At 73.8% G+C, this 22,444-nt stretch carries 13 protein-coding genes; 3 read left to right on the top strand and 10 right to left on the bottom strand.

Translation table 11 applies throughout. From position 1 onward, the window contains the following. The first annotated feature begins 308 nt into the window (after nucleotides 1-308). Entirely contained in the window at nucleotides 309-590 is a 282-nt protein-coding gene (locus CHR28_RS17210) for a chorismate mutase (RefSeq protein ID WP_094054509.1), read from the top strand. A gap of 586 nt (nucleotides 591-1,176) precedes the next feature. On the opposite strand, the gene CHR28_RS17205 is transcribed toward CHR28_RS17210, so the two are convergent. Further along, nucleotides 1,177-2,310 (bottom strand): hypothetical protein, encoded by a 1,134-nt coding sequence (locus CHR28_RS17205; protein WP_094054508.1) that lies wholly within the window; start codon nucleotides 2,308-2,310, stop codon nucleotides 1,177-1,179. A 214-nt stretch (nucleotides 2,311-2,524) separates the two neighbouring features. Between CHR28_RS17205 and CHR28_RS17200 the strand changes: the two genes are divergently transcribed. Next, entirely contained in the window at nucleotides 2,525-3,505 is a 981-nt protein-coding gene (locus tag CHR28_RS17200; RefSeq protein ID WP_179272471.1) for an LAETG motif-containing sortase-dependent surface protein, read from the top strand. 116 nt (nucleotides 3,506-3,621) lie between these two features. Here the strand turns inward: CHR28_RS17200 and CHR28_RS17195 are convergent, their stop codons facing one another. The 8 genes from CHR28_RS17195 to CHR28_RS17160 all read right to left on the bottom strand — a co-directional run bounded on the left by CHR28_RS17195 (nucleotide 3,622) and on the right by CHR28_RS17160 (nucleotide 19,203). Next, entirely contained in the window at nucleotides 3,622-5,406 is a 1,785-nt protein-coding gene (locus tag CHR28_RS17195; RefSeq protein WP_094054507.1) for a GMC family oxidoreductase N-terminal domain-containing protein, read from the bottom strand. A 73-nt stretch (nucleotides 5,407-5,479) separates the two neighbouring features. Continuing rightward, a complete protein-coding gene (locus tag CHR28_RS17190) occupies nucleotides 5,480-7,117 on the bottom strand; it encodes a succinic semialdehyde dehydrogenase (RefSeq protein WP_094054506.1) in 1,638 nt (545 codons plus the stop codon). 135 nt (nucleotides 7,118-7,252) lie between these two features. Then, nucleotides 7,253-9,061, bottom strand: a complete 1,809-nt coding sequence (locus tag CHR28_RS17185; protein ID WP_094054505.1) for a serine/threonine-protein kinase — start codon at nucleotides 9,059-9,061, stop codon at nucleotides 7,253-7,255. Nucleotides 9,062-9,119: 58 nt separating this feature from the next. Then, entirely contained in the window at nucleotides 9,120-10,790 is a 1,671-nt protein-coding gene (locus tag CHR28_RS17180; protein WP_094054504.1) for a serine/threonine-protein kinase, read from the bottom strand. Nucleotides 10,791-10,883: 93 nt separating this feature from the next. Next, nucleotides 10,884-12,158 carry a serine/threonine-protein kinase gene (locus CHR28_RS17175; RefSeq protein ID WP_094054503.1) on the bottom strand — a complete coding sequence of 425 codons (1,275 nt, stop codon included), beginning with the start codon at nucleotides 12,156-12,158 and terminating at the stop codon, nucleotides 10,884-10,886. Between the two features lie 92 nt (nucleotides 12,159-12,250). Next, nucleotides 12,251-14,269 carry a serine/threonine-protein kinase gene (locus CHR28_RS17170; protein ID WP_094054502.1) on the bottom strand — a complete coding sequence of 673 codons (2,019 nt, stop codon included), beginning with the start codon at nucleotides 14,267-14,269 and terminating at the stop codon, nucleotides 12,251-12,253. A gap of 166 nt (nucleotides 14,270-14,435) precedes the next feature. Next, nucleotides 14,436-17,018: a protein kinase gene (locus tag CHR28_RS17165; RefSeq protein ID WP_094054565.1), complete on the bottom strand. Its 2,583-nt coding sequence runs from the start codon at nucleotides 17,016-17,018 to the stop codon at nucleotides 14,436-14,438. Nucleotides 17,019-17,172: 154 nt separating this feature from the next. Then, complete coding sequence (locus CHR28_RS17160; protein ID WP_094054501.1) at nucleotides 17,173-19,203, bottom strand: serine/threonine-protein kinase; 2,031 nt, start codon at nucleotides 19,201-19,203, stop codon at nucleotides 17,173-17,175. A gap of 363 nt (nucleotides 19,204-19,566) precedes the next feature. Between CHR28_RS17160 and CHR28_RS17155 the strand changes: the two genes are divergently transcribed. After that, complete coding sequence (locus tag CHR28_RS17155) at nucleotides 19,567-20,610, top strand: serine hydrolase domain-containing protein (protein ID WP_094054500.1); 1,044 nt, start codon at nucleotides 19,567-19,569, stop codon at nucleotides 20,608-20,610. Nucleotides 20,611-20,706: 96 nt separating this feature from the next. Here the strand turns inward: CHR28_RS17155 and CHR28_RS17150 are convergent, their stop codons facing one another. Then, a complete protein-coding gene (locus CHR28_RS17150; RefSeq protein ID WP_094054499.1) occupies nucleotides 20,707-22,413 on the bottom strand; it encodes a glycerol-3-phosphate dehydrogenase/oxidase in 1,707 nt (568 codons plus the stop codon). Nucleotides 22,414-22,444: the final 31 nt, after the last annotated feature.

Raw genomic sequence — 22,444 nt, 5'->3', positions numbered from 1 at the left:
TGCCACCCGATTCTACCGAGGTGCTCGCCCGGAGCGTCCCGCCCGCCGCCCGGGCGGGCCGCGGAGCCCGCGTCTCACCATGCGAACCCGTTTGGACGCCCCTCCGGCCGGGGGCATACTGGGCCCCATGCAGCAGTACGCGACGTTCGTCTTTACCTATGGCACCCGGCCCGCCGGCTGCCATGGTCGTGCTGCTTGAGCAACTGACAAGCGACTTCCCAGGCGCCCCGGGCCGACAAGGCCCGGGGCGCCTGCCGTCGTCGGGGCCTTGCCGGACCGGGGCACCCCTTGACGACGAGGAGCCCCTCATGACCGCCACCGACGTGACCGGTGCCCGCACCGCCGAGGCCGCCGACGTGATCACCGGCGCCCGCGAGCGGATCGACGCGCTCGACGACCGGATCATCGGGCTGATCCAGGAACGGGCGGCCGTCTCCGCCGTCATCCAGGAGGCGCGGATCTCCTCCGGCGGCCGGCGCGTGAACCTCTCACGCGAGATGGAGGTCCTCGGCCACTACCGGGAGGCCCTGGGCAAGCCGGGCACGACGCTCGCGATGACGCTGCTGGAGCTGTGCCGCGGCAGGATCTGACCCGCCCGAGGAATCCGCGTTCGCGGGACAGACGTACGCATCCTCCTCACCCGTACGGCGCGTGACCGCCCCCGGGCGGCCTCGTTGGTCCCGGTGTCCGTGCCAGCCAGGCGCGGGCCCGAGAGAACCACGCGTGGCTCGCTGGGGCGATGAGACGTACGGATCGTGCCGTGCGTCGTGGGACCTCGCTCCAGGGAAGTGACCGGACGGCAGGGGACAGCAGCCCGGTCACCCAAGAGAACGGTCGGCTCCGGGGACGCCCGGGGCCGACCGGCGGACATTGCAAAAATGCACAAGGCTGGGTCAAACGGTTGCGGGCGCCGCGTCCATCCAGCACGATGCGTACACAGCCCCAAGTCCCCTCGCAGGCATCCGCATTGCCCCATTGCCAGAGGTACGGACCAGCGGCGCAACCCCCCGGCGCCGCTTCCAGGCACCGGCGCTGCCCTGACGTCGGTGCTGACGAGAAGGAGGGCCCCGCGGCTCCACCCCGCGGGGCCCTTCGCTCTGTCCCGGGCCTTCGCCCTGTCCCGGTCTTTCGCTCCGCTCCGGCCTGTCGCCGCGTTCCGGCGGCCTCCGCGCACGGTCAGGTGCGGGTCACCGTCCCGCAGGGGCCGCCGTCGTCGATCCCGCGGCTGCGGTCGTAGGGGTCGACCGCCGGGCCGGTGGGCTCGCGGCCCGGGTCGTCGCTCGGGAACCGCGGGTGCAGATAGCCGTCGTGGACGTCGCAGGCGGAGTTGCCGATCTCCTCGTCGTACTTCTTGACGCTGAGCCGGCCCGGGGTGACCCGGTAGCGCGTGGGGTCGGGCAGTTCGACGTCGATGACCCGTCGCACGATGGTGCGGGCGACCTCGGGCCGGCCGTCGGCGCGGGTGACCGGGTAGACGAAGGTGTAGTCGGCGTGCACCACGACCCCCGCACCCGCGCCCTGCTCGAACGTCATGCGCCCGCGCGTCTTGACCACGTCACCGACGGGCCGTATCTCGTCGGGGTCGAACCGGCTGAACATCGTCAGGGGGTCGTTGCGCTCGCTCGGGGAGCGCAGGGCGGTGTCGAAGTCGTCGAGCAGCTTCGGCTGCCGCGGGTCCAGCACCGCGAGCGCGGCCTCGGGGCGGGCGCCGCGCACCGTCCGCGGGTCGAGGTTGGCGCCCACCAGCAGCCGCTTGGTCAGCTCCAGCGCCTGGGCGACGCGCTCCTTGGAGACCGGGCCGACGGCCTTGGCCTCGGGTGGGACGATGCCGGCCGCGCCGTCGGCCCAGCGCAGGGCCGGGGAGCCGGCGAACGGCTCGTCCAGGGTGGGGGTCCGCGGCGTCGACCCGCCGGGCGGCGCGGTCGGTGCCGCCGTCTCGGCGGGCAGCGGGGAGGCGGCGGTGTCCCCCGGCCCGTCCGGGCCGAAGGGGTCGCCGGGCAGCAGCGAGGGCTTCAGGGCCACCAGCACGACGGCGGCGGCGACCGGCACCCCGAGCACGGCCCACAGCTTCCGGCGCCGCCCCGCGCGCCGGTTCGCGCCCAGCGGGTCGGGGCCGGTGCGCCAGCCGGGCGGCAGCTCGCCCCGTTCCTCCTGCCGGCGCAGGCGCTCGGTCACCATGCGCGCCCGGGCGGACGGCTCCTTCGGGGCCGAGGCACGGATGTCCCGCTCGGTGTCACGGGTGAACTGTTCCCAGACGTCGTCGGGGAGTTCCGAGGCCGACGGCTGATCGTCGGACGGCTTTTCAGACACGAGCCATAGATCTAAGCGGGTGGTCAGCGCCTTCACAAGGAGATTCCTGGTGTGACGCAGCCCACATAAGAATTCTGTGAACTCCGGCACAACCATTCACAGGTTTCACTGATCAAACCTGCCGAACCAAGGGCCACTCCCGCGCCCCACACGCGGAGGCCTCCCCCAACGTTCGTACCGCAGCCCGCGGTACGCCGGACTTTCCGAGGTCTTCATGAAGCTTCGCCGCGCCATGGCAGCAGCGGCCGCCACGGCGGTCATAGCCCCGGTGGCACTGCTCGCGGCACCGGCCGCGTACGCGACCGACGAAACCACGCCCACGCCGAGCGCGTCGGTGAGCGAGTCCGCTCCCGAGACGTCCCCCTCGCCGTCGGTGACCGAGACGACGCCCGAGACGTCGCCGTCGCCGAGCGTGTCCGTGAGCGAGTCCGCTCCCGAGACGTCGAGCTCGCCGAGCGCGTCCGCGACCGAGTCCTCCCCGTCGCCCTCGACGTCGGAGCCCGAGGAGTCGGAGTCCCCGGACCCCGAGCCCTCGATCTGTGAGGACACCAAGGTCGACGTCAGCATCTCCGGCCTGCCCGGCAAGATCGCGGCGGGCAGCGGCTGGCACAAGTTCTCGCTGAACGTGCTGAACAACTCCGACTCGACGCTGAACGACCTCGACTTCTTCGCCGGGGCCTCCCCCGACAAGAACGGCGAGGAGCTGTTCTCCAGCAAGCAGGTCCAGCTCCAGGCCTGGGACCCCCAGGACAAGATCTGGGTCGACCTCAACGAGGACGGCTACGCGGTCGGTTACGTCGGTTACACCGACGAGCTGCAGCCCGAGTACGAGGTCAACATCCCGCTGCGCCTGAACGTCAGCAAGTCCGCCCCGGTCGGTGCCGGCTTCTCGCTCGGCGCGACGATCTACGGCGACAACGACGCCGAGTGCACCGGCTTCGGTGACGTGTCGTACAAGTTCCAGATCGTCTCCGCCGGCACGGACACCGACGGCACCAAGCCGCAGGAAGGCGGCAAGGCGCCCGTCACCGACGAGAAGCCCAGCGGCAACACGCCGGAGGTCACCGGCAGCCTCGCCGAGACCGGCTCCAGCTCCGCCCTGCCGATGATCAGCCTGGTCGGCGGTGCCGCGGTCGTCGCCGGTGCCGGCGCGATCTTCGTCGTCCGTCGCCGCAAGGCCGGCGCCGAGGCGTAAGCCACAGCGGCCCGCGGGCCGTCGCACCACAGCAGAAGAGGGACCTGCGCTCGGAGGGGGGCGCAGGTCCCTCTTCCGTTGCCGAGGGTGCGGCGGCAGCCGGACGGGGTCAGCGGTTACTTCTTCGGCGGTACGGCCGGCATCCCCAGGAACGGCAGCCGCAGTGCGCCGAAGGCCTCCGCCGGGACCGCCGGGGACTTCGGCTCGACCGGCTTGAGCCGCTCGTAGGCGGCGCCCTGCCGCGGGCGCGGGTCGGGCTCGCCCTTGTTGGGCCAGAACGACATGGCCCGTTCGGCCTGGGCGGTGATCGTCAGGGAGGGGTTCACGCCCAGGTTGGCGGAGACCGCCGCGCCGTCCACGACGGAGATGCCGGGGTGGCCGTAGAGGCGGTGGTACGGGTCGATCACGCCGGTCTCGGGCGAGTCGCCGATCGGGCAGCCGCCCAGGAAGTGGGCGGTGAGCGGGGTGCCCATCAGCTCGCCGACGTTGGAGCCGGCGAAGCCGTTGATCTCGGCGGCGAGGGCCGAGGCGCCCTCCGTGGCCGCCTTGATCTGCTTGGGGTTGGGGGCGCCGTGACCCTGGCGCGCGGTGAGCAGGCCGCGGCCGACACCCGACGGTTTCAGGTACGTCGTCAGGGAGTTGTCCAGCGACTGCATCACCAGGCCGATGATGGTCCGCTCCGACCAGCGGCGGTTGGACAGGGAGCGCAGTACGAGCACGGGGTGGCGGGCCGCGTTCGCGAGGAAGCCCAGGACCCGTGCGGCGCCGGAGTTCTGCCCGGCGTAGGGGACCTGGAGGATGGACAGGCTGCCCATCGAGTTGGAGCCCTTGCCGTAGCGGACCGGCTCGATGTGGGTGTTCGCGTCGGGGTGGATCGAGGACGTGATGGCCACGCCGCGGGTGAAGTCGGCCTTGGGCGCGCCGTGGGCCTTGCGGTAGCGCCGGTCGTCGGTCTGGGCGCCGACCAGGGCCTCGGAGTTGGTGCGGGTCAGCTCACCCAGCCTGTCCGAGAGGTGCGGCAACTGACCGCCGGCCTTCATCCGGTGCAGGAGGGTCTGCGTGCCGTAGGTGCCGGCGGCGAGGACGACCCGGCGGGCCGTGTAGGTGCGGCCCTTCGCCCTGCGGCGGTCGGTGGGCAGGGTGGCGACCGCGTAGCCGCCGCGCGAGTCGTCGGTGACCGAGACGACCGTGGTCAGGGGGTGGACGACCGCGCCCGCCCGCTCGGCCAGGTGCAGGTAGTTCTCGTTGAGGGTGTTCTTCGCGCCGTGGCGGCAGCCGGTCATGCACTCGCCGCACTCCGCGCAGGCCTTGCGGGACGGGCCCGCCCCGCCGAAGTAGGGGTCGGGCACCTCCTGGCCCGGCTTGGCCTCCACCGAGCCGTCGGCGTCCCGGCCGTCGCCGAAGAACACGCCGACGGGGGCGAGGTGGAAGGTGTCACCGCAGCCCATCCGCTCCGCCGCGGCCTTCAGGTGCACGTCGGAGGGGGTCATGGTCGGGTTGGTGCGGACGCCCAGCATGCGGCGGGCCTGGTCGTAGTAGGGCGCGAGTTCGTCCTGCCAGTCGGTGATGTGACGCCACTGGGGGTCCTCGAAGAACGGCTTCGGCGGGACGTAGAGGGTGTTGGCGTAGTTCAGGGAGCCGCCGCCGACGCCCGCGCCGGCCAGGACCATGACGTTGCCCAGCAGGTGGATGCGCTGGATGCCGTACATGCCGAGCTTGGGGGCCCAGAGGTAGTTCTTCAGGTCCCAGGAGTTCTTGGGGAGGGTCTCGCGGGTGAAGCGGCGGCCGGCCTCCAGGACGCCCACGCGGTAACCCTTCTCGGTGAGGCGCAGGGCGGTCACGGAGCCGCCGAAGCCGGAGCCGACCACGATGACGTCGTAGTCGTATGCGTCCTGAGGCACGTGTTCTCCTCGTTGAGTCTCGCGTGCGGGGCGTCGGTGATCGAGTGGCGCGGTCGCCCGCGCCGCTCGTGCGTCAGCGGAAGCGGAACGCCTTCATCAGGCGCAGGCTCCGGCTCATGAACCGGGCGTACTGCTCGTCGTCCATGCCCAGGGACGGGGCCATCGGCAGCACCCGCTGGTGGGCGACCGTCTGGGCCTCCGTGTACTTGAGGATGCCCTCGGAGCCGTGGCGGCGGCCGAGGCCCGAGTCCTTCATGCCGCCCATGGGGGACTGGACGCTGCCGTAGGCGGGCGCGTAGCCCTCGTTGATGTTGACCGTGCCGGTGCGCAGGCGGGCGGCGACCTCCCGGCCGCGGCGGCCGTTCCGGGTCCAGACCGAGGAGTTGAGGCCGTACGCCGTGGCGTTGGCGCGTTCGATCGCCTCGTCCTCGTCGGTGAAGCGGTAGACGGAGACGACCGGGCCGAACGTCTCCTCCTCGCAGACCGACATGTCCGTGCCGACTCCGTCGAGGATCGTCGGCTCGAAGAAGTAGGGGCCGATGTCGGGGCGGGCCACACCGCCGGCCACGACCTTCGCGCCCTTGGCGACGGCCTCCTGGACGTGCCGCGTGACCGTCTCCAGCTGACGCTCACCCACCAGGGAGCCCATGTCGGCGCCGTACGCCAGGGACGTGCCGAGGCGCATGGCCTTCGTGCGGGCGGCGAAACGCTCCAGGAAGGCGTCCGCGACCGACTCGTGGACGAAGAGGCGCTCGATGGAGATGCAGAGCTGGCCGGCCGAGGAGAAGCAGGCGCGGACGGCACCGGCCGCGGCCTTCTCGATGTCGGCGTCCTCCAGGACCAGCATGGCGTTCTTGCCGCCGAGTTCGAGGGAGACGCCGACCAGCCGGGCGGCGGCGCCCTGGGCGACCTCGCGGCCGGTGCGGGTGGAGCCCGTGAAGGAGACGTAGTCGGCGTGGCGGACGACCTCGGGGCCGACGACCGGGCCCTCGCCGAGGACGACCTGGAAGACGTCGGCGGGCAGGCCGGCCTCGATGAGCAGGTCGCGGGCCCACAGTGCGGTCAGGCAGGTCTCCGTGTCGGGCTTCATGACGACCGCGTTGCCCGCGGCGAAGGCCGGCAGCGCGTCGCCGACGGAGAGTTCGAGGGGGTAGTTCCATGGGGCTATCTGGCCGACGACACCGCGCGCGTGGCGCAGTTCGACGACCTTCGTCAGGGTCGGCACGGCACCGGTGTGCCGCTTGGGACGGAGGTAGGCCGGGGCCTTGCGGCCGTAGTGCCGGGCGGCGACCGCGACGGCCTGGACCTCCTCGTGGGCGTGCAGCCGGGCCTTGCCGGTCTCCAGCTGGATCAGGTCGAGCACCTCGGCCTGGCGCTCCAGCAGCAGGTCGTGGAAGCGGAGCAGGACGGCGGCGCGCTGCCGCACGGGCGTCCGCTCCCACACGGACTGGGCGGCCCGGGCCAGTTGGAAGGCCTCGGCCACGTCCTCGGGCGTCGCCTCGGGGAGGTCGGCCAGCTTCTCACCGGTGAACGGCGTGTGGTTGGCCGTCCGCCCGGAGCCGGCCACGCCCTTGGTGAGCTGGGCGACCAGCTCGGGGGTCACCACGTCGGCGGCGGTGCGGGCGCCCTCCGGGGCGGGGGCGAGGGGGTTCGTGCCGGTCTGTGCCGTGCCGGTCTCTGCCGTCTTCTCCACGGCCTGCGCGTCCGTCATGAGGCGCAGGGTATGCCGCGGCGGAGGCTTTGGGTACCCGTCGGTAATACGGCTTCACCGACTGCACACACGACGCCAGTGACCACTGGCAACGAACGCCCTGATCAGGGCGTTGTGCGGTGGCGCGGGGACGGTTCAGCCTTTTACGATCCCGAGCCGGTCCCGGGCGCCCCGGAACAGGGCGGTGCCCTCGGGCTCCTCGGACGTGCCCGCGGCCATGTCGACGCGCAGCTCGTACATGCGGTCGTCGCCGGTGCGGACCAGGACCCGCAGGGCACGTCTGGGGTGCTCGCCCCGGCGGTAGGTGGTGTCGGCGAGGACGGAGGCGTGGCCCTGGACGGTGGTGCGGGTGTAGTGCGCCTCTCCCCCGGCCTCGGCCGTCCTCCGGGCCTGCCGCATCGGGGCGGCCGGGGCCCGGTCCCAATACCGGAGGCTGACCTGGATCGTGCCGCCCCGGTCGTCGCCGTAGAGCACCGTGCGGGGCTCGCCGGTGCGGTCGCCGGCGCCGTCGCCGGAGCCGTCGCCGGTGCGGTGGAGGGGACGGAAGTGCCGCGGCAGGTGGAGGACGGCCGCCATGTCCGGGGCGGGGTGCGGGGTCCAGGCGTCCGTGGTGGGCGGGGGGTCGGCGGTTTCCGCGGTTTGCGCGGTTTCCGTGGCGTGTTCGGTGGTCTCGGCGGTCGCGGTGGTCTCGGCGGTCGCCGTGGTGCCGGTGTCGGCGCTGCTGGTGTGGGCGAACTGGGTGGCCGCCCCCACACCACCGGCGAGCAGCGCGCCGAGCAGGGCCAGGGGGCCGGGGCGGAGGAGGGTGTGGCGGCCGGCGGGTGCGGTGTGGCGGTCGGGGGGTGCGGTGTGGCGGCCGGGGAGCGCGGGGGCGGGTGGCCCTGGGGGTATCGCTTCTCCGGGCTCCTGCCGTACCGCCGTGCGCACTGTGCGCCGCGCGGGCGTCTGCCCCTGAGGGAACGGTTCCGCGTGCCCCGTCGCGCTCTGCGAGGAGGTCGCCTCCACGGCCGGTCCCGCCACCGCCTCCAGTTCCTTCGCGACCTCCTCGGCGTCCGGCCGCAGTTCGGGGTCCGGGGCCAGCAGGCGTCCGATCAGCGGTCCGAGCGGTCCGGCCCGCCGCGGCTCGGGCAGCCCGGCGGCGAGGAGCGCGGCGGACGGGTCCTCGGGGACGGTGGCCCGCCGGGACGGAGGCGAGCCCTCCACGGCCGCGTACAGCAGCACGCCCAGGGACCACAGGTCGGACGCGGGCCCGGCGATACGGCCCGACCGCCGCTCGGGGGCGACGAACGCGGGCGGGCCGGTGTGCTCCCCACGGGCCGGAGGCGGGCCGGTGTGCTCCTCGTCGGCCGGCGGCGGCTCCTCGCCCTGGGCGGAGGTGATGCCGAAGTCGGTGAGGACGACCCGGCCGTCCTGGCCGAGCAGCACGTTGGACGGCTTCACGTCCCGGTGCACGATGCCCACGGCGTGCGCGGCGCGCAGGGCACCGAGGAGGGCGAGACCGATCCGGGCGGCTTCACGCGGCTCGACCGGGCCGCGCCGGAGCGTCTCGCGCAGGGACTCGCCGGGCACCAACTCCATGACGATCCAAGGGAGTCCGTCCAGCATCTCGGTCGCGTCGAGCTCGTCGGGGCCCTGCGGTCCCGGGCGTTCCTCCGGCCGCTCGGCCTCGACGACGACGTCGAGGATGGTGACGGCGACGGGATGGTCGACCCGGGCGGCGGCACGGGCCTCGCGGTGGAGCCGGTGGGCCGCCCGCCGGTGTCCCTCGTCCTCCGGGGCGCCGGGCAACCGCGGCTGTCTGACGGCGACTTCGCGCTGCCCGAGCTCGTCGTGGGCCCGCCAGACGGTGCCGGATCCGCCGGAGCCGATGCGCTCCACCAACCGGTACCGCCCGCCGACCAGCCGGCCCTGGGCGGCGTCCGTCCCGCCCCCGTCGTTGCTCATGCCCCATCAGTACCCCGCGACGCGCGGGTATGTCGAAGCGAGGCGGGCCGCGGCCGGTTCAGGTCCCCTCGATGTCCAGATTCTCGATCGCCGTGCGCGCCACCTCGCGCCCGCGGTCGGTGAAGTCGCCCTCGCCGGGGTAGCCGACGGTGAGCTTGTACAGGTCGCCGCCGGGCTTCTGGAAGTAGAAGATGCGCACTTCGCGCGGGCGGGGGTTCTGGCTGTCGTCGGTCTCGTACGTGAGGGTGTTCTCCGCCGCCTTCTTGCCCCGGTAGGTGGTCACCTTGGGGTTGGTCTCCGGGCCCTCCGGCATGTCCAGGTCGTAACTGCCGCTCTCCTTGAACCCGGTGTCGTCGTCGTACATCTCGGCGGCCGCGGAACCGGCGATGGCCCGGCCGGTGTCCTCCGCCTTCTTGTCGAGGGACAGGACGATCCAGATGCTGCCGCTGTGGTCGGTGTACGTGACCCGGTGCCCGCGGTTGGCCTCCGGGTCCGGCACGGTCCGCTCGTAGTGGGCCGGTACCGCCAGCGCGGCGGCGAGTTCCTTCTCCTGACGGATCTGCCAGCCGTCGGGCAGCGGCCCGGCGAACGGGTCGGCGACCACCAGGTACGCCGTCACGGCCGCCGCCACGACCGCCGCGCCGAGGCCGATCCAGGCGCCGCGGCCCGCCCAGGCCCCGCGGCCGAACCGGACGCGTCTGCTCCCGCCGCCCTCACCCGGGGCCCGCACGGCCTGGGTGGGCTGCGCGGCGGGCGGGTGCGCGGCCGACTCCAGCAGGGCCCGTACCCGCGCGGCGTCCGGGCGGCGCGCCGGGTCCTTGTGCAGCAGGCCGTTGATGGCCTCGGCGAGCGGACCCTGAGCGGAGGCGGGCGGCGCGGGCGTGGCGTTGAGGACGGACTGCAGGGTGGCCGGGGTGTTGCTGCGGCGGAACGGTGAGACGCCCTCCGTCGCCGCGTACAGCACGACGCCCAGGGACCACAGGTCGCTGGCGGGACCCGGCCGCTGGCCCAGCACGCGCTCGGGCGCGATGTACTCGGGCGAGCCGACGAAGCCGCCGGTGTCGGTCAGACTGGTCTCGCCCTCGATGCGGGCGATGCCGAAGTCGGTGAGGACGACCCGGTCGTACCGGCCGAGCAGCACGTTGTCCGGTTTCACGTCGCGGTGCAGGATGCCCGCCGCGTGTGCGGCCTCCAGCGCGCCGAGCACCTCCAGACCGATCCGGGCCGCCTCGCGCGCGGACAGGGTGCCCTCCTGGAGGGCGTCGCCGAGCGAACGGCCCCGGACCAGCTCCATCACGATCCACGGCTGCCCGTCCACGACGGCCACGTCGTGCACGTCGACGACCGCCGGGTGGTCGAGCCGGGCCGCGGCCCGGGCCTCACGGCGCATCCGCTCGAAGGCATTGGCCCGTTCGCGTTCGGGAAGATGGTCGGGGACGCGGGGCTCCTTGACGGCGACCTCCCGGTCCACCATCTCGTCCTGCGCCCGCCACACGGTGCCCATGCCGCCATGCCCGAGCTTGCTGATCAACCGGTAACGCCCCGCGATGAGACGCCCGGCACCGGGCTCCTCGGCCGTCGCCGCCGCGGCGGCTTCCGCACGGGGCGGCACGACCTGGGTGGGCGTCGCGTACGGGTTCCCCGGTACCGGCGCCTGCGGCCGGGGTGGTTGCAATGCAAAACTCGTCGGCTCGTCGGCCCCGGATCGGGCTCCCCCGTCGCTGCTCATGGGTTCATCCCTATCGCGCCGGGCACCCCCGTATCCACCACGGACGCGAGCCGGTCACAGACCCGTGACTTCCAGCCGCGCCTTATGCCCGCTTCAGGACGTTTCGCGATGCTCCGGCCGACTCGCGGTGACCGTGGGGACGGGGGCGGGCGCGCTCGGGGAGGAGGGCCGGGCCGTGGGCGTGCCGGGGGACGAAGGGGCCGGACGTGTGGGCGGGGTGACGCCGTCGCCGTTGCTCTCGTCCCGCAGCAGGGCCGCGGCGGACACCCCGGCGCCCGCCACGGCGGCGACCAGCAGCGCGGCCACGAGCACCCGCCGGGTGGGCTGCCGCATGAAGGGCAACTCCCGCTCCTCCCGCTGCCCCGGCCGGTCCTGGCCCGCCGGCGGCAGGGACGGTGACGCGCCCGTGGCGTCCTGCGGCTGCCCACGCGGCGCGTCCCGTACCGCCGGCGCGTACCCGGTCGGTGGCGCGTACCCGGTCGGTGGCGCGTACCCGGGCGGTGCCGCGTACCCGGGCGGTGGCGCCGGCGGCGTCCGGCCCGTCGCACGGAAGGCCCGCAGCATCCGCTCCGCCCGGTCCGCGTCCAGCCGCCGGTCCGGGTCCCGTTCCAGCAGGCCCTGGACGACGGGCAGGAGCGGCCCGGCCTGCGGGGGTGGCTGGATGTCGCCGACGACGACCGCGTGCAGGACGCCGCCCAGCGAGTCGCGGTGGAACGGCGACTCCCCGCTGAGGGCCGCGCACAACAGCGCGCCCAGCGACCACAGGTCGGACTCGGGCCCGGTCCTGGCCCCGGACATCCGCTCGGGCGCGGTGTACTCGGGCGAGCCGACGAAGGAGCCGTTCTCGGTGAGCGTGGGGGCGCCCTGCACCTGGGCGATGCCGAAGTCGGTGAGGACGACCCGGTCGGTGCCCGCCTCCAGCAGCACGTTCTCGGGCTTGAGATCGCGGTGCAGGACCCCGGCCGCGTGCGCGGCGCGCAGGGCGCCGAGCAGGGCGATGCCGATGCGCGCGGCCTCGGCGGCGTCGACCGGGCCCCGGCCCGCGATGCGGTCGGCGAGCGAGCCGCCCTCGATCAACTCCATCACGATGTAGGGGCGTTCACCGTCCTCGACGACGTCGTGGACGACGATGATGTGCGGGTGGCTCAACTGGGCCACGGCCCGGGCCTCGCGCAGCGTACGGTCCCGCTGCCGGCGTGCCTCCGCCGCCGAGAGCGTCTCGTCGTAGGGGAGTTCCTTGACGGCCACGCCCCGGCCGAGCAACTGGTCCGTCGCCCGCCAGACCACGCCCATGCCACCGCGCCCGAGCCTCTCCCCGAGCCGGTAACGGCCCGCGATGACACGCATGTTGTGCCCCTCGGTCCCCATGCGGCCATCATGCCCCACCGGACGGAACCGCTCCGGGGCGGCGAAACGCGGGTGGCCGAAACAGACGTCCCCGGGTCAGCGGCCGGAGCGTCTCAGGCGGTCTTCTCCTGCCACCCCTGCAACAGCGCGGTGAACTGCTTGCGCGCCTTGGCCCAGTCGGACGCGGGGGCCGACATGTAGAGCACGTACTCGGTGCCGTCGCGGGCCACGTACGTCTCCTCGATGGCCCGGCGCGGACCGGGGAACGGGGTGTCCTTCGCCCGCGCGGTCCAGGTGTACTCCCACAGCGCGCCGTTCCGGTCGCGGTAGACGTTGCGCTCCAGCGTGAGCCGGCGGTACTCGGCCAGGCCCTTCAGCTGCTCCTCCAGGTCGAGCTGGTGGGCGTACGGGTCGGAGAAGTCCGGGGAGGTGTCGACGGCGATCCTGACGAACTGCCGTCCGCCGTCCGGCGTGTAGTCGATCTGCCGGAGCTCGCCCTGCGGGCCGAAGGGCTTGCGCTTCCAGCCCTTGGGCAGGTAGAGGCTGAAACCCGCGGGGTCGTCACGGCGGGTCCAGCCCTCCGGGACCGAACTCCCCGGCTCGGCCGCGGGGCCCACGGACCCGGACGCGGTCCCCGGCGTGCGCCGGGAGTCGTCCCACTGCTGCAGCACGACGGCCGTGCCCCCGCCGATGATCGCCGCGAGTGCGATGACGAGGGCGAGGGTACGCAGCCGACGCCGCCGCCCCGACCCGACGGTCCGGCCCACCCCCGACACCTGCCCCACACCGGGTTGATGCCCCGGGCCTGGCTGGCGTCCGTGGCTGGGGTGGTGTCCGGCGCCGGGCTGGTGTCCCGAGCTCGACTGGTGTCCGGCGGTGGGGTGGTGTCCCGAGCTCGACTGGTGTCCGGCGGTGGGGTGGTGTCCGGTGCCGTACGTCTGCGGCGCGCCGTAGGGCTGTGCCCCGCCGTAGGTGTGTCCCCCGCCCTGCTGCGTCCCGGCGTGCGGCTGTCCGGCACCGGACGTCGGCGTTCCGGTCCCCGGGGTGCCGGCCTGCGGCGGCAGCGGCGTACGGGTGTACGAACCCGAGCCGGCCGGACCCGGGCCGTTCGGGCCGGGGCCGTGCCCGCCGGGGCCGTTCGGACCGGGGCCGTGCCCGCTGGTTCCGTGCAGGCCGGTGCCATTCGGGCCCGCACCCGCGCCGGCCGCGCCCGTGCCGGTCGTTCCCGCGCCCGCCGTGCCCGTGCCGCCCGTGCCCTCCCGGTACGGCTGCGTCCCCCCGTACTGCGTCGGCACGTACGCCTGTGCCCCGTTCGGCCGCCGTCCCTCAGCCGCCTCAGCGAGCATCTGCTCGGCCTCGGACGGGTCGGGCCGGGTGGCGGGGTCCTTGCGCAGCAGCGCGGTGATGACGGGCGCGAGTGGACCGGCGTACCGGGCCTCGTCGGCCTCCTCCTCGACCACGGCCTGCATGGTGGTCAGCGGCGTGGTGCGACGGAACGGCGAGCGCCCCTCGACGGCCGTGTAGAGCGTCGCGCCGAGCGCCCACAGGTCGGAGGACGGACCCGGGTCGTGGCCGCGGACCCGCTCGGGTGCCAGGTAGTCGACCGAGCCGACGACCTCCCCGGTCCGGGTGATGGTCGTGTCACCCTCGATCTGGGCGATGCCGAAGTCGGTGAGCAGCACCCGTCCGTCGCGGCCGAGCAGGACGTTGCCCGGTTTGATGTCGCGGTGCAGGACACCGGCGGTGTGCGCGGCGCGCAGGGCCCGCAGCACCCACAGCCCGATGCGCGCCGCCTCACGCGGCTCGACGCGCCCCTCCTCCTTGACCGCGTCCGCCAGGGAGCGGCCCTCGACCAGCTCCATCACGATCCACGGACGCCCGTCGTGCTCCAGCACGTCGTGCACGGTGACGACCGCTGAGTGGTTGATCCGCGCGGCGGCCCTGGCCTCGGCCCGGGTGCGGGCCAGCAGGATCGCCTGCTCGCTCTCGGAGACGTAGAGGGCGGCCGTCAACTCCTTGATGGCCACGGAACGGTGCAACACCTCGTCATGCGCACGCCACACCCGGCCCATCCCGCCGCTGCCGATGGCGTCGGCCAGCCGGTAACGGCCCGCGACGAGCTGGCCCTGCATCTGATTCACGTTGCCCCGCAATGGTCTTGACAGGGTCAGCGTAAGGACACGCCCCTTCCCAGGGAACAAGCGGGGTGCCACGGTGACCGCACTGTGACGGTTGTCGCCTGCGGAGACGTGAGATGACCAGAGGGGGAACCGGGACGTACGGGCGCAGGCCCGCCCTTCACCCCGTCACCCGGTAGGTGGCCGCCGCCTGCTCGTACAGCCGCGTCACCTCGTCCCGCTCGGACTCCGGTCCGCGTACCTGGAGCACGTGGTAGCGCCCGTCGACCAGCATCGCGAGGTTGCGCACGTACAGCTCGCCCCCGTCGTCGCCGGTCCAGGTGAACTGCCCCTCGGCCATGGTCCGTCCGCCCACCTCGATCGTCTTCAGCCCCGTCGAGGTGGCCCAGCTGGAGTCGCGGTAGGGCTGCAACTCGCGCTCCCGCTCCCGCTGGTAGGCCATCGGATCACTGCCGTACTCCGACGCCTTGTCGCGGCCCGGTACGACGATGAGCTCGAAGTCGCCCTTCGCGTAGACGACCCGGCCGTTGCCGCCCCCCGAGCTCCGGTCCCAGCCCTTGGCGACGGCGACCTGGAAACCGGCCGCGTCCTTGCGCAGCGTGAAGCCGTCGGCGACGTCGGGTCCGGTGGTCTGCGTCTCGGAGGAACCGGCCGACGTGGACGGGCTCTTGTCCGGAGCCGGTGAGGTCTGGTCGGGCCTCGGCTCGCTGCTGGCGTCCGGCTCGGGCGCCTGCCCGGCCTCGCCGGCGGCACCGGTGCGGTCCGTGCCCTGCCCCGCGCCGGTGTCCGACTTGGGCATGAAGAGCATGGCGTAGGCGATCGCCGCGGCCATCGCGAGCAGCACCAGCACGAGCAGGGTGCGGCCGAGGCGGTGCGGCGAACGGGACTCCTTGGCCCGCTTGTGCCGCCCGTGATGCGCGGGCAGCCCGGCCTTCCGCCTGCGCACGAGCTCGCCCCGGCGGCGTACGACGGGCAGCCGGCTGGCGTCGGCCGGGGGCGCCGCGACCACGTGCAGCCCGGCCTCCGGCTCGGGCGCCGAGCGCACCAGCGAGCGCAGCCAGCCGCGCAGTTCCTCGAAGTCGAGGCGCTCGGTGGGGTCCTGCCGCAGCAGCGACTCCACGACCGGGCGCAGCGGCCCGCACTCCTCGGCGTACGCGGGCGGTTCCGCGCACACCATCTGCACCAGTTCGGCCGTCGACTCCTCCGGGTAGGGCGCATGGCCCTGCACGGCACGGAAGAGCAGCGCGCCCAGCGCCCACAGATCGGTGGCGGGGCCGATGGGCGCGGCCAGCTGCCAGTTCTCGTGCACGGGTCCGGCCTGCTCCGGCGCCCAGCGTTCCGTGACGGGCCCGACGACCGCCATGCGTGCCTGCCGCGCCCGCTCGGCGGCCAGGGCCGTGGCCGGACCGCGCCGGGGCGCCGGGGTGTCGGCGACCAGGTCGTCCCACCGGGTGGGCTGGGAAGGGTCCTGGGCCGGGGGCAGGGCCGCCTGCTCCTGGCCCTGCGGCAAGGAGACGCCGGCGCCTGCGTCACCGGCTCCGCCGCGGGGCGTGGCGCCGTGCCAGGCGGTGGTGCGGGGCTTGCCGGCCACGCCGTAGGGGTCGGCTATCCGTCCCGGCGGGGAGGCGTCGGGCCCCGTGCCCTGCCCGGGGACGTAGGGCGCGTGCGCCGCGCCGTTGGTGTGGGACCCCGGCCCACTGTCCTGCGCGGGCCGGGCGCCGGGCAGCGCCCGGGTGTTCTGCTGGGCCTCCTGGACCCGGGCGGCCGCCCTGGCACCCGCCCGGTAGGCCGCGATGGCCCCGGCGCGCGCCGCCCGCGGGTCGGTGTCGTCCGGGCTCCGCCGCGCCGGCACGGCCGGGCCGGCGCCGGTCGAGTCCGCCCCGGCCGCGGGCAGTCCCCTGGCCTCCCGCGCCTCTATGGCGGCCCGCCGCGCGGCCTCGGGATCGCCCGGGCCGCCGATGCCGACCGGCCCACCGGCACGGCCCTGACCGCCGGGGCCGCCACCGGGGCCGCCGGGGCCGCCCACGCCGTTGACCACTCCGGCCCCGGGGCCCACAGCCCGCGGTCCCTGCCCCTGTCCCGGCCCCTGCCCCAGCGCCTGTCCCTGCGAGGACTCTTCGAACGGCGGGGGCGGCACCGGGTCGTAGCCGCACAGCGCTTCCTCCGCCGCGCCCACCGCGAGGCCGGTCAGCATCACCCGGCCGTCGTCGCAGACGAGTACCGTCCGCGCGGTGATGTTCCGGTGCACCCAGCCGTGGGCGTGCAGCACCCGCAGCGCCATGAGCACGTCGGAGGCCACCTCGGCCGCCCGGTAGGGCGTCAGCGGCTTCTCGGCGAGCAGCGCCGCCAGCGGACGCGCGGCCACCAGCTCACTGACGATCCACAGCGAACCGCCCTCGGCGAACACGTCGAAGACCTGGTCGAGCCGCGGATGGTCGGGGATCGCCGCCGCAGCCTGCGCGGCGGCGACCGCGCGCCGCACCACCGGATCCGTGGGCCGCCGCACGCCCTGGCGCGCCCCGGGCCGCCGCACTCCTCCGTCACGGGCCGTGAAACCGTCGGGCAGCCCCTCCGCGTCGAGCACCTCCGCCTCGACCACCTCGGGCAACGGCACCTGCCGGACCAGGACTTCCTGTCCGCTGTAGGTGTCGAAGGCCCGGGTCTCGGTGAGTTCGTACTCGTCGGACGGCGGCAGCGGCAGGCGGTAGCGGTCGGCGAGAACCCGTCCCGCATAGTCGTCCACGTTGCCTCCCCCGTCGGCCCGGTCGGTCACATCCGTTCGCCCCACAGTCCGTTCCGGCTGCGCACGGTCCGCAAACATTTACGATACGTGCCGCAGGCAACCCGCAATGTGGGGATGACCAGATCTGCCTCCCCAAACCCGGGGGCCCTCATGCTCAGGACTTGGGTTCGAAGGTCTTGGTCAGCGTCCGCCAGGTCTCCTTGCGCAGCTCGCCGTCCCAGTCGGCTGCCTTCGCCGTGTACATCAGGGCGTACCCCTGCCGGTCGTCGACGACGAAACCGCGGTCGATCGTCCGGTACTTGGTGCCCCCGTCCGTGTAGGTGAACTCCCAGTCGGCGGTGTTCCAGCCCCGGTAGTCCACCTTCTCTATTCGGATCTTCTGGTACTGCGCGCGCTGCATGTAGCGCTCCTGGCTCTCCCAGTCCGCCACCGGGTCGCCCTTGGGCGTGGACGTCCAGGCGATCAGCAGCTTCTGCCCGTCGGGGCCGGTGAAGCGGTCCCCCGCCGCACCCGTGGACTGGTACTTCCAGCCCTTCGGCAGGCCGATCGAGTACCCCTGGCCGCCCTGGTGCGTCGACTCGGCCGCCGTGCCGTCCCCTTCGGAGGAGCCGCTGCCGTCGGAGGCGCCGGACCCGCTGCCGGGTGTGCTGTTGGAGGCCGGGCCGGAGGGCTTGGGGCTCTGCGCGCCGTCCGTGCGCGTGCCGTCGCTCTCGTCGCCCTTGGTGTCGGGGCTGCTCGGCGCGGTGGCGACGGTCTTGCCGCCGGCGCCGCGGGCACCCTGCGATCCCTTGTCGTCGTCCCCGCTGAGCACGATGGCGAGCACCGTGCCGATCACGGCCAGCGCCACGACCACCGCGATGATCAGCAGCGTGCGCCGCGGCACCACGTCGGTGAGCGGCGCCCGGGGCGCCGGCCTCGGCGGCAGGTCCGGCGGCGGCATCACGGGCCACCCCGAACTCCGGCCTCCGGAGCCGGTCTTCGTCTGCTTCCCAGTCTGCTTCTCACCGGTCCCGGCGGCGGGCTCGGCGGCCGACGCCTGGCCCGGCACCGGACTCGACGACGATCCGGCGACTGCACCCGCGCCCGCGGACCGCTCCGCCCGGCCGTCCGGGCCGGAAGCGGACTCGGCGGTCCCGGACGCGGCCCCGGCGGCCGCCGCTCCCGTCGCGGCCTTGCGCACCGAGCGCAGGGCGCCGCGCAGCCGCTCCCCGGCCTCCTCGCCCCGCTTGCCGCCCGAACTCCCCTTGCCCGACGCCCTGTCCGGCTGCGCGGGCAACGGCACGACCTTCGTCGCGTCCAGCGGCTCCGCGTCGGCCTTGGCGGGTGCGTGGATGACCGCGTTCAGCATCGCCCGGGCGCCCGCGTCGTCGAGCCGCTGGGCGGGGTCCTTGGTGAGCAGCCCGTGGATGACGTCCGTCAGCGGACCGGCGTTCTTCGGCTCCTCCAGCGGCTCGGTCATCACGGCCGTCAGCGTCGCTATGGCCGACCCCTTGTCGTACGGCGGCGCGCCTTCCACCGCCGCGTACAGCAGCCCGCCGAGCGACCACAGGTCGGCCGCCGGGCCCGGCTTGTGCCCGCGCGCCCGCTCCGGGGAGATGTAGGAGGGCGCGCCGACGAGCATGCCGGTCGAGGTGATGGACGGGTCGCCCTCGACCTGCGCGATGCCGAAGTCGGTGAGCACGACCCGGCCGTCCTCGGCGATCAGCACGTTGGACGGCTTCACGTCGCGGTGCAGGATGCCCTCGCGGTGCGCGGACCGCAGCACGTCCAGGACGGCGAGCCCGACCTCCGCCGCGCGCTTCGGTTCGAGGAGGCCGTCCTCCCGGATGACCTCGGCGAGCGACTTGCCCTCGACGAGCTCCATGACGATCCAGGGCCGGTCGTCCTCTTGGACCACGTCGTACACCGTCACGGCGCTGTTGTTGCGGATCCGTGCGATCGCCTTGGCCTCGCGCAGCGTCCGCGTGATCAGCCGCCGCTTCTCGTCCTCGTCGATGTTCGACGGGAACCGCAGCTCCTTGACGGCGACCGTCCGCCCCAGGGTTTCGTCCTGGGCCCGCCAGACGGTGCCCATGCCTCCGCGGCCCAGCACGTTGCCCAGCCGGTAACGCCCCGCGAGGAGACGCTCCTTGTTGTCCTGACGAGTGTCCTGACGAGATGTGCCCGCCCGCTCCGCCTCCGACATGCGTCCCCTCATACAACCCGCCCTGACAGAGCCTCCATTGTCTCTCACCCGACAAGTGCCAAGTGCCCAGGGGGCCCCTGGCCAAGCACCCGGGGGTCCGCCCCGCCGGAACCCGCCCGCGGCGGACCCGGCCCCGCCCTGCATGATGGGCCCCCGGCGCCCACGCCCGAGGCACACCCGGGCCCGACGCCCGACACCTCACACTCCCACTCCCCTACGCTCCCCCTCTCCGCGATACTGCAACGCCCTGACTCCCCGACGCCCGCACGCACCCGACGCCTCGACGTCCCGACACCCCACACCACGACACCCCGACACCCCGACGCCCCGACGCCCCGACGCCCCGACCAGGGAGGTGCCCGTATGCCGTCCTTCCGGACGCTGCCGGCCCTGCCCCTGGTCGTGGTCCTGCTGGGGTTGCCGCCCGCCGATTCCTCGGCCCTGTCCGTGCCGCCCACGGACGCCGTGCTGCCGTTGCTCGTGACCCGGGGCCGGGCACCCGCCGCGGCCCTGCTGGCCCGGGAGGGGACCACCACCCGCTATGCCCAGGCCGGGCCGGGAATCGCCCGGTCGGACCACTTCCGCGCCGGCAGCATCACCAAGACGTTCATCGCCACCGTCGTGCTGCAACTGGCCGCCGAGGACCGGCTGTCGCTGTCCGACACCGTGGAGCGGCACCTGCCCGGTCTGGTGCGGGGCGCCGGCAACGACGGCCGCGCGCTGACCCTGCGCTCCCTGCTCACCCACACCAGCGGTCTGTACGACTTCACCGCGGCCACCGACGGCACCACGCCCGTCACACCCGATCAGGCCGTGCGCATAGCTCTCACCCACCCCCCGGCCGAACGCGGCCGCTTCTCCTACTCGAACACCAACTACGTCCTGCTCGGCATGGTCGTCGAGCAGGTCACCGGCGACTCGTACGCCGCCGAGACCGAGCGCCGCATCATCACCCCGCTGGGCCTGACGGGCACCTCCTTCCCCGGATCACGCTCCTCGCTGCCCTCCCCGCACGGCCGCTCCTACGCCGCCGACGGAACCGACGTCACCGCTCTCGACCCGCGGGCGGCCGGAGCCGCGGGCGAGATGGTGACCACACTGGCCGACCTGGACCGCTTCTACGCGGCCCTGCTCGGCGGCCGGCTGCTGCCCCCGCGCCGGCTGCGCGAGATGCTCGACACCCGTGCCGCACACGGCGCGTACGGCATGGGGCTGTTCCCCGAGAAGCTGCCGTGCGGCACGACCGTGTGGGGACACAACGGGCACATATCCGGCAGCTATGTGCGCAGCGCGGCCACCGTCGACGGCCGGCGTGTCCTCACCCTCCGCGTGAACACGGACGCGATAGCCGATCCCGGTCTCGAACCCGCGGTGCTCGCGGCCGAGTTCTGCCCCCGCACCATGTGAAACGACCGGGCCCCGAACGGAGATCCCATCCCCCGACACTCGTTCGGGTGATGTGTGTGCGCGTGGGGGGAGGGGCCGCACAGCGGGCCGGGCCGCCTACAACGGCACGATGTCCGGCGCCCCCAGCCGCGCCGCGTCCGCCGTCAGGTCGTCCGGCTGCCGCTGCGACTCCCGCTCGGCCTCCACCCGCTTCTCGTAGTGCTGCACCTCGCGCTCGATCTGGTCCTTGTCCCAGCCGAGGACCGGCGCCATCAGCTCGGCGGCGTCCCGGGCGCTGCGCGTGCCCCGGTCGAAGGTCTCGATCGAGATGCGCGTGCGCCGCGTCAGCACGTCGTCCAGATGCCGCGCCCCCTCGTGCGAGGCCGCGTAGACGATCTCGGCGCGCAGGTAGTCGTCGGCCGCCGGCAGCGGCTCCCCGAGCGACGGGTCCTCGGCGATGAGTTCGAGGAGTTCCTCCGTCATCGCCCCGTAGCGGTTCAGCAGGTGCTCCACGCGCACCACGTGGAGGCCGGTCCCGGCGGCGATCCGCGCCCGCGCGTTCCACATCGCCCGGTAGCCCTCGGCGCCCAGCAGCGGCACCTCCTCGGTGACGCACTCGGCGACCCGCATGTCCAGGCCGTGCACCGCCGCGTCCACCGCGTCCTTGGCCATGACCCGGTACGTCGTGTACTTGCCGCCCGCCACGACGACCAGGCCCGGCACCGGATGCGCCACCGTGTGCTCGCGGGACAGCTTGCTGGTGGCGTCCGACTCGCCCGCGAGCAGGGGCCGCAGGCCCGCGTAGACGCCCTGGACGTCGTCCCTGGTGAGGGGCACCGCGAGGACCGAGTTCACATGCTCGAGCAGGTAGTCGATGTCCGCGCTGGAGGCCGCCGGGTGGGCCTTGTCGAGGTCCCACTCGGTGTCCGTGGTGCCGACGATCCAGTGCCGGCCCCAGGGGATGACGAACAGCACGGACTTCTCCGTGCGCAGGATGAGCCCGGTCGTCGAGTGGATCCGGTCGCGCGGCACGACCAGGTGGATGCCCTTGGACGCCCGGACGTGGAACTGGCCGCGCTCACCGACCATGGCCTGCGTGTCGTCCGTCCACACGCCGGTGGCGTTGACGACCTGCTTGGCGTGGATCTCGTACTCGCCGCCGCCTTCGACGTCCTGCACCTTGGCGCCGACGACCCGCTCGCCCTCGCGCAGGAAGCCCGTCACCCGCGCGCGGTTGGCGGCCTTCGCGCCGTAGGCGACCGCCGTGCGCACCAGGGTCGCGACGTAGCGGGCGTCGTCCATCTGGGCGTCGTAGTACTGCAACGCCCCCACCAGCGCGTCCTTCCTCAAGCAGGGCGCCACCCGCAGGGCGTGACCGCGCGTCAGGTGCCGGTGCATGGGCAGGCCCCGGCCGTGCCCGCGCGCCATGGACATGGCGTCGTACAGGGCGACGCCCGATCCGGCGTACAGCCGCTCCCAGCCCTTGTGCTGCAGCGGGTACAGGAACGGCACGGGCTTCACCAGGTGCGGGGCGAGCCGCTCCAGCAGCAGACCGCGCTCCTTCAGGGCCTCCCTGACCAGGGCGAAGTCGAGCATCTCCAGATAGCGCAGGCCGCCGTGGATCAGCTTGCTGGACCGGCTGGAGGTGCCGGACGCCCAGTCCCGCGCCTCGACCAGGCCCGTGGACAGACCTCTGGTGACCGCGTCCAGAGCGGTGCCCGCGCCGACCACGCCTGCGCCCACGACCAGCACGTCCAGCTCGCGCTCGGCCATCGATGCGAGTGACTCGGCGCGCTGCGCCGGTCCGAGTGTCGCTGTCCTCACCGCTGCCTCCCGCTCATCGGTCGCGCCGACC

Origin of the sequence: Streptomyces sp. XY006 (assembly GCF_002237655.1) — a bacterium.
Taxonomy (GTDB): Bacteria; Actinomycetota; Actinomycetes; order Streptomycetales; family Streptomycetaceae; genus Streptomyces; species Streptomyces levis.
The sequence above is the reverse complement of the archived record's forward strand: the minus strand, read 5'-3'. Positions and strand labels throughout refer to the sequence as shown.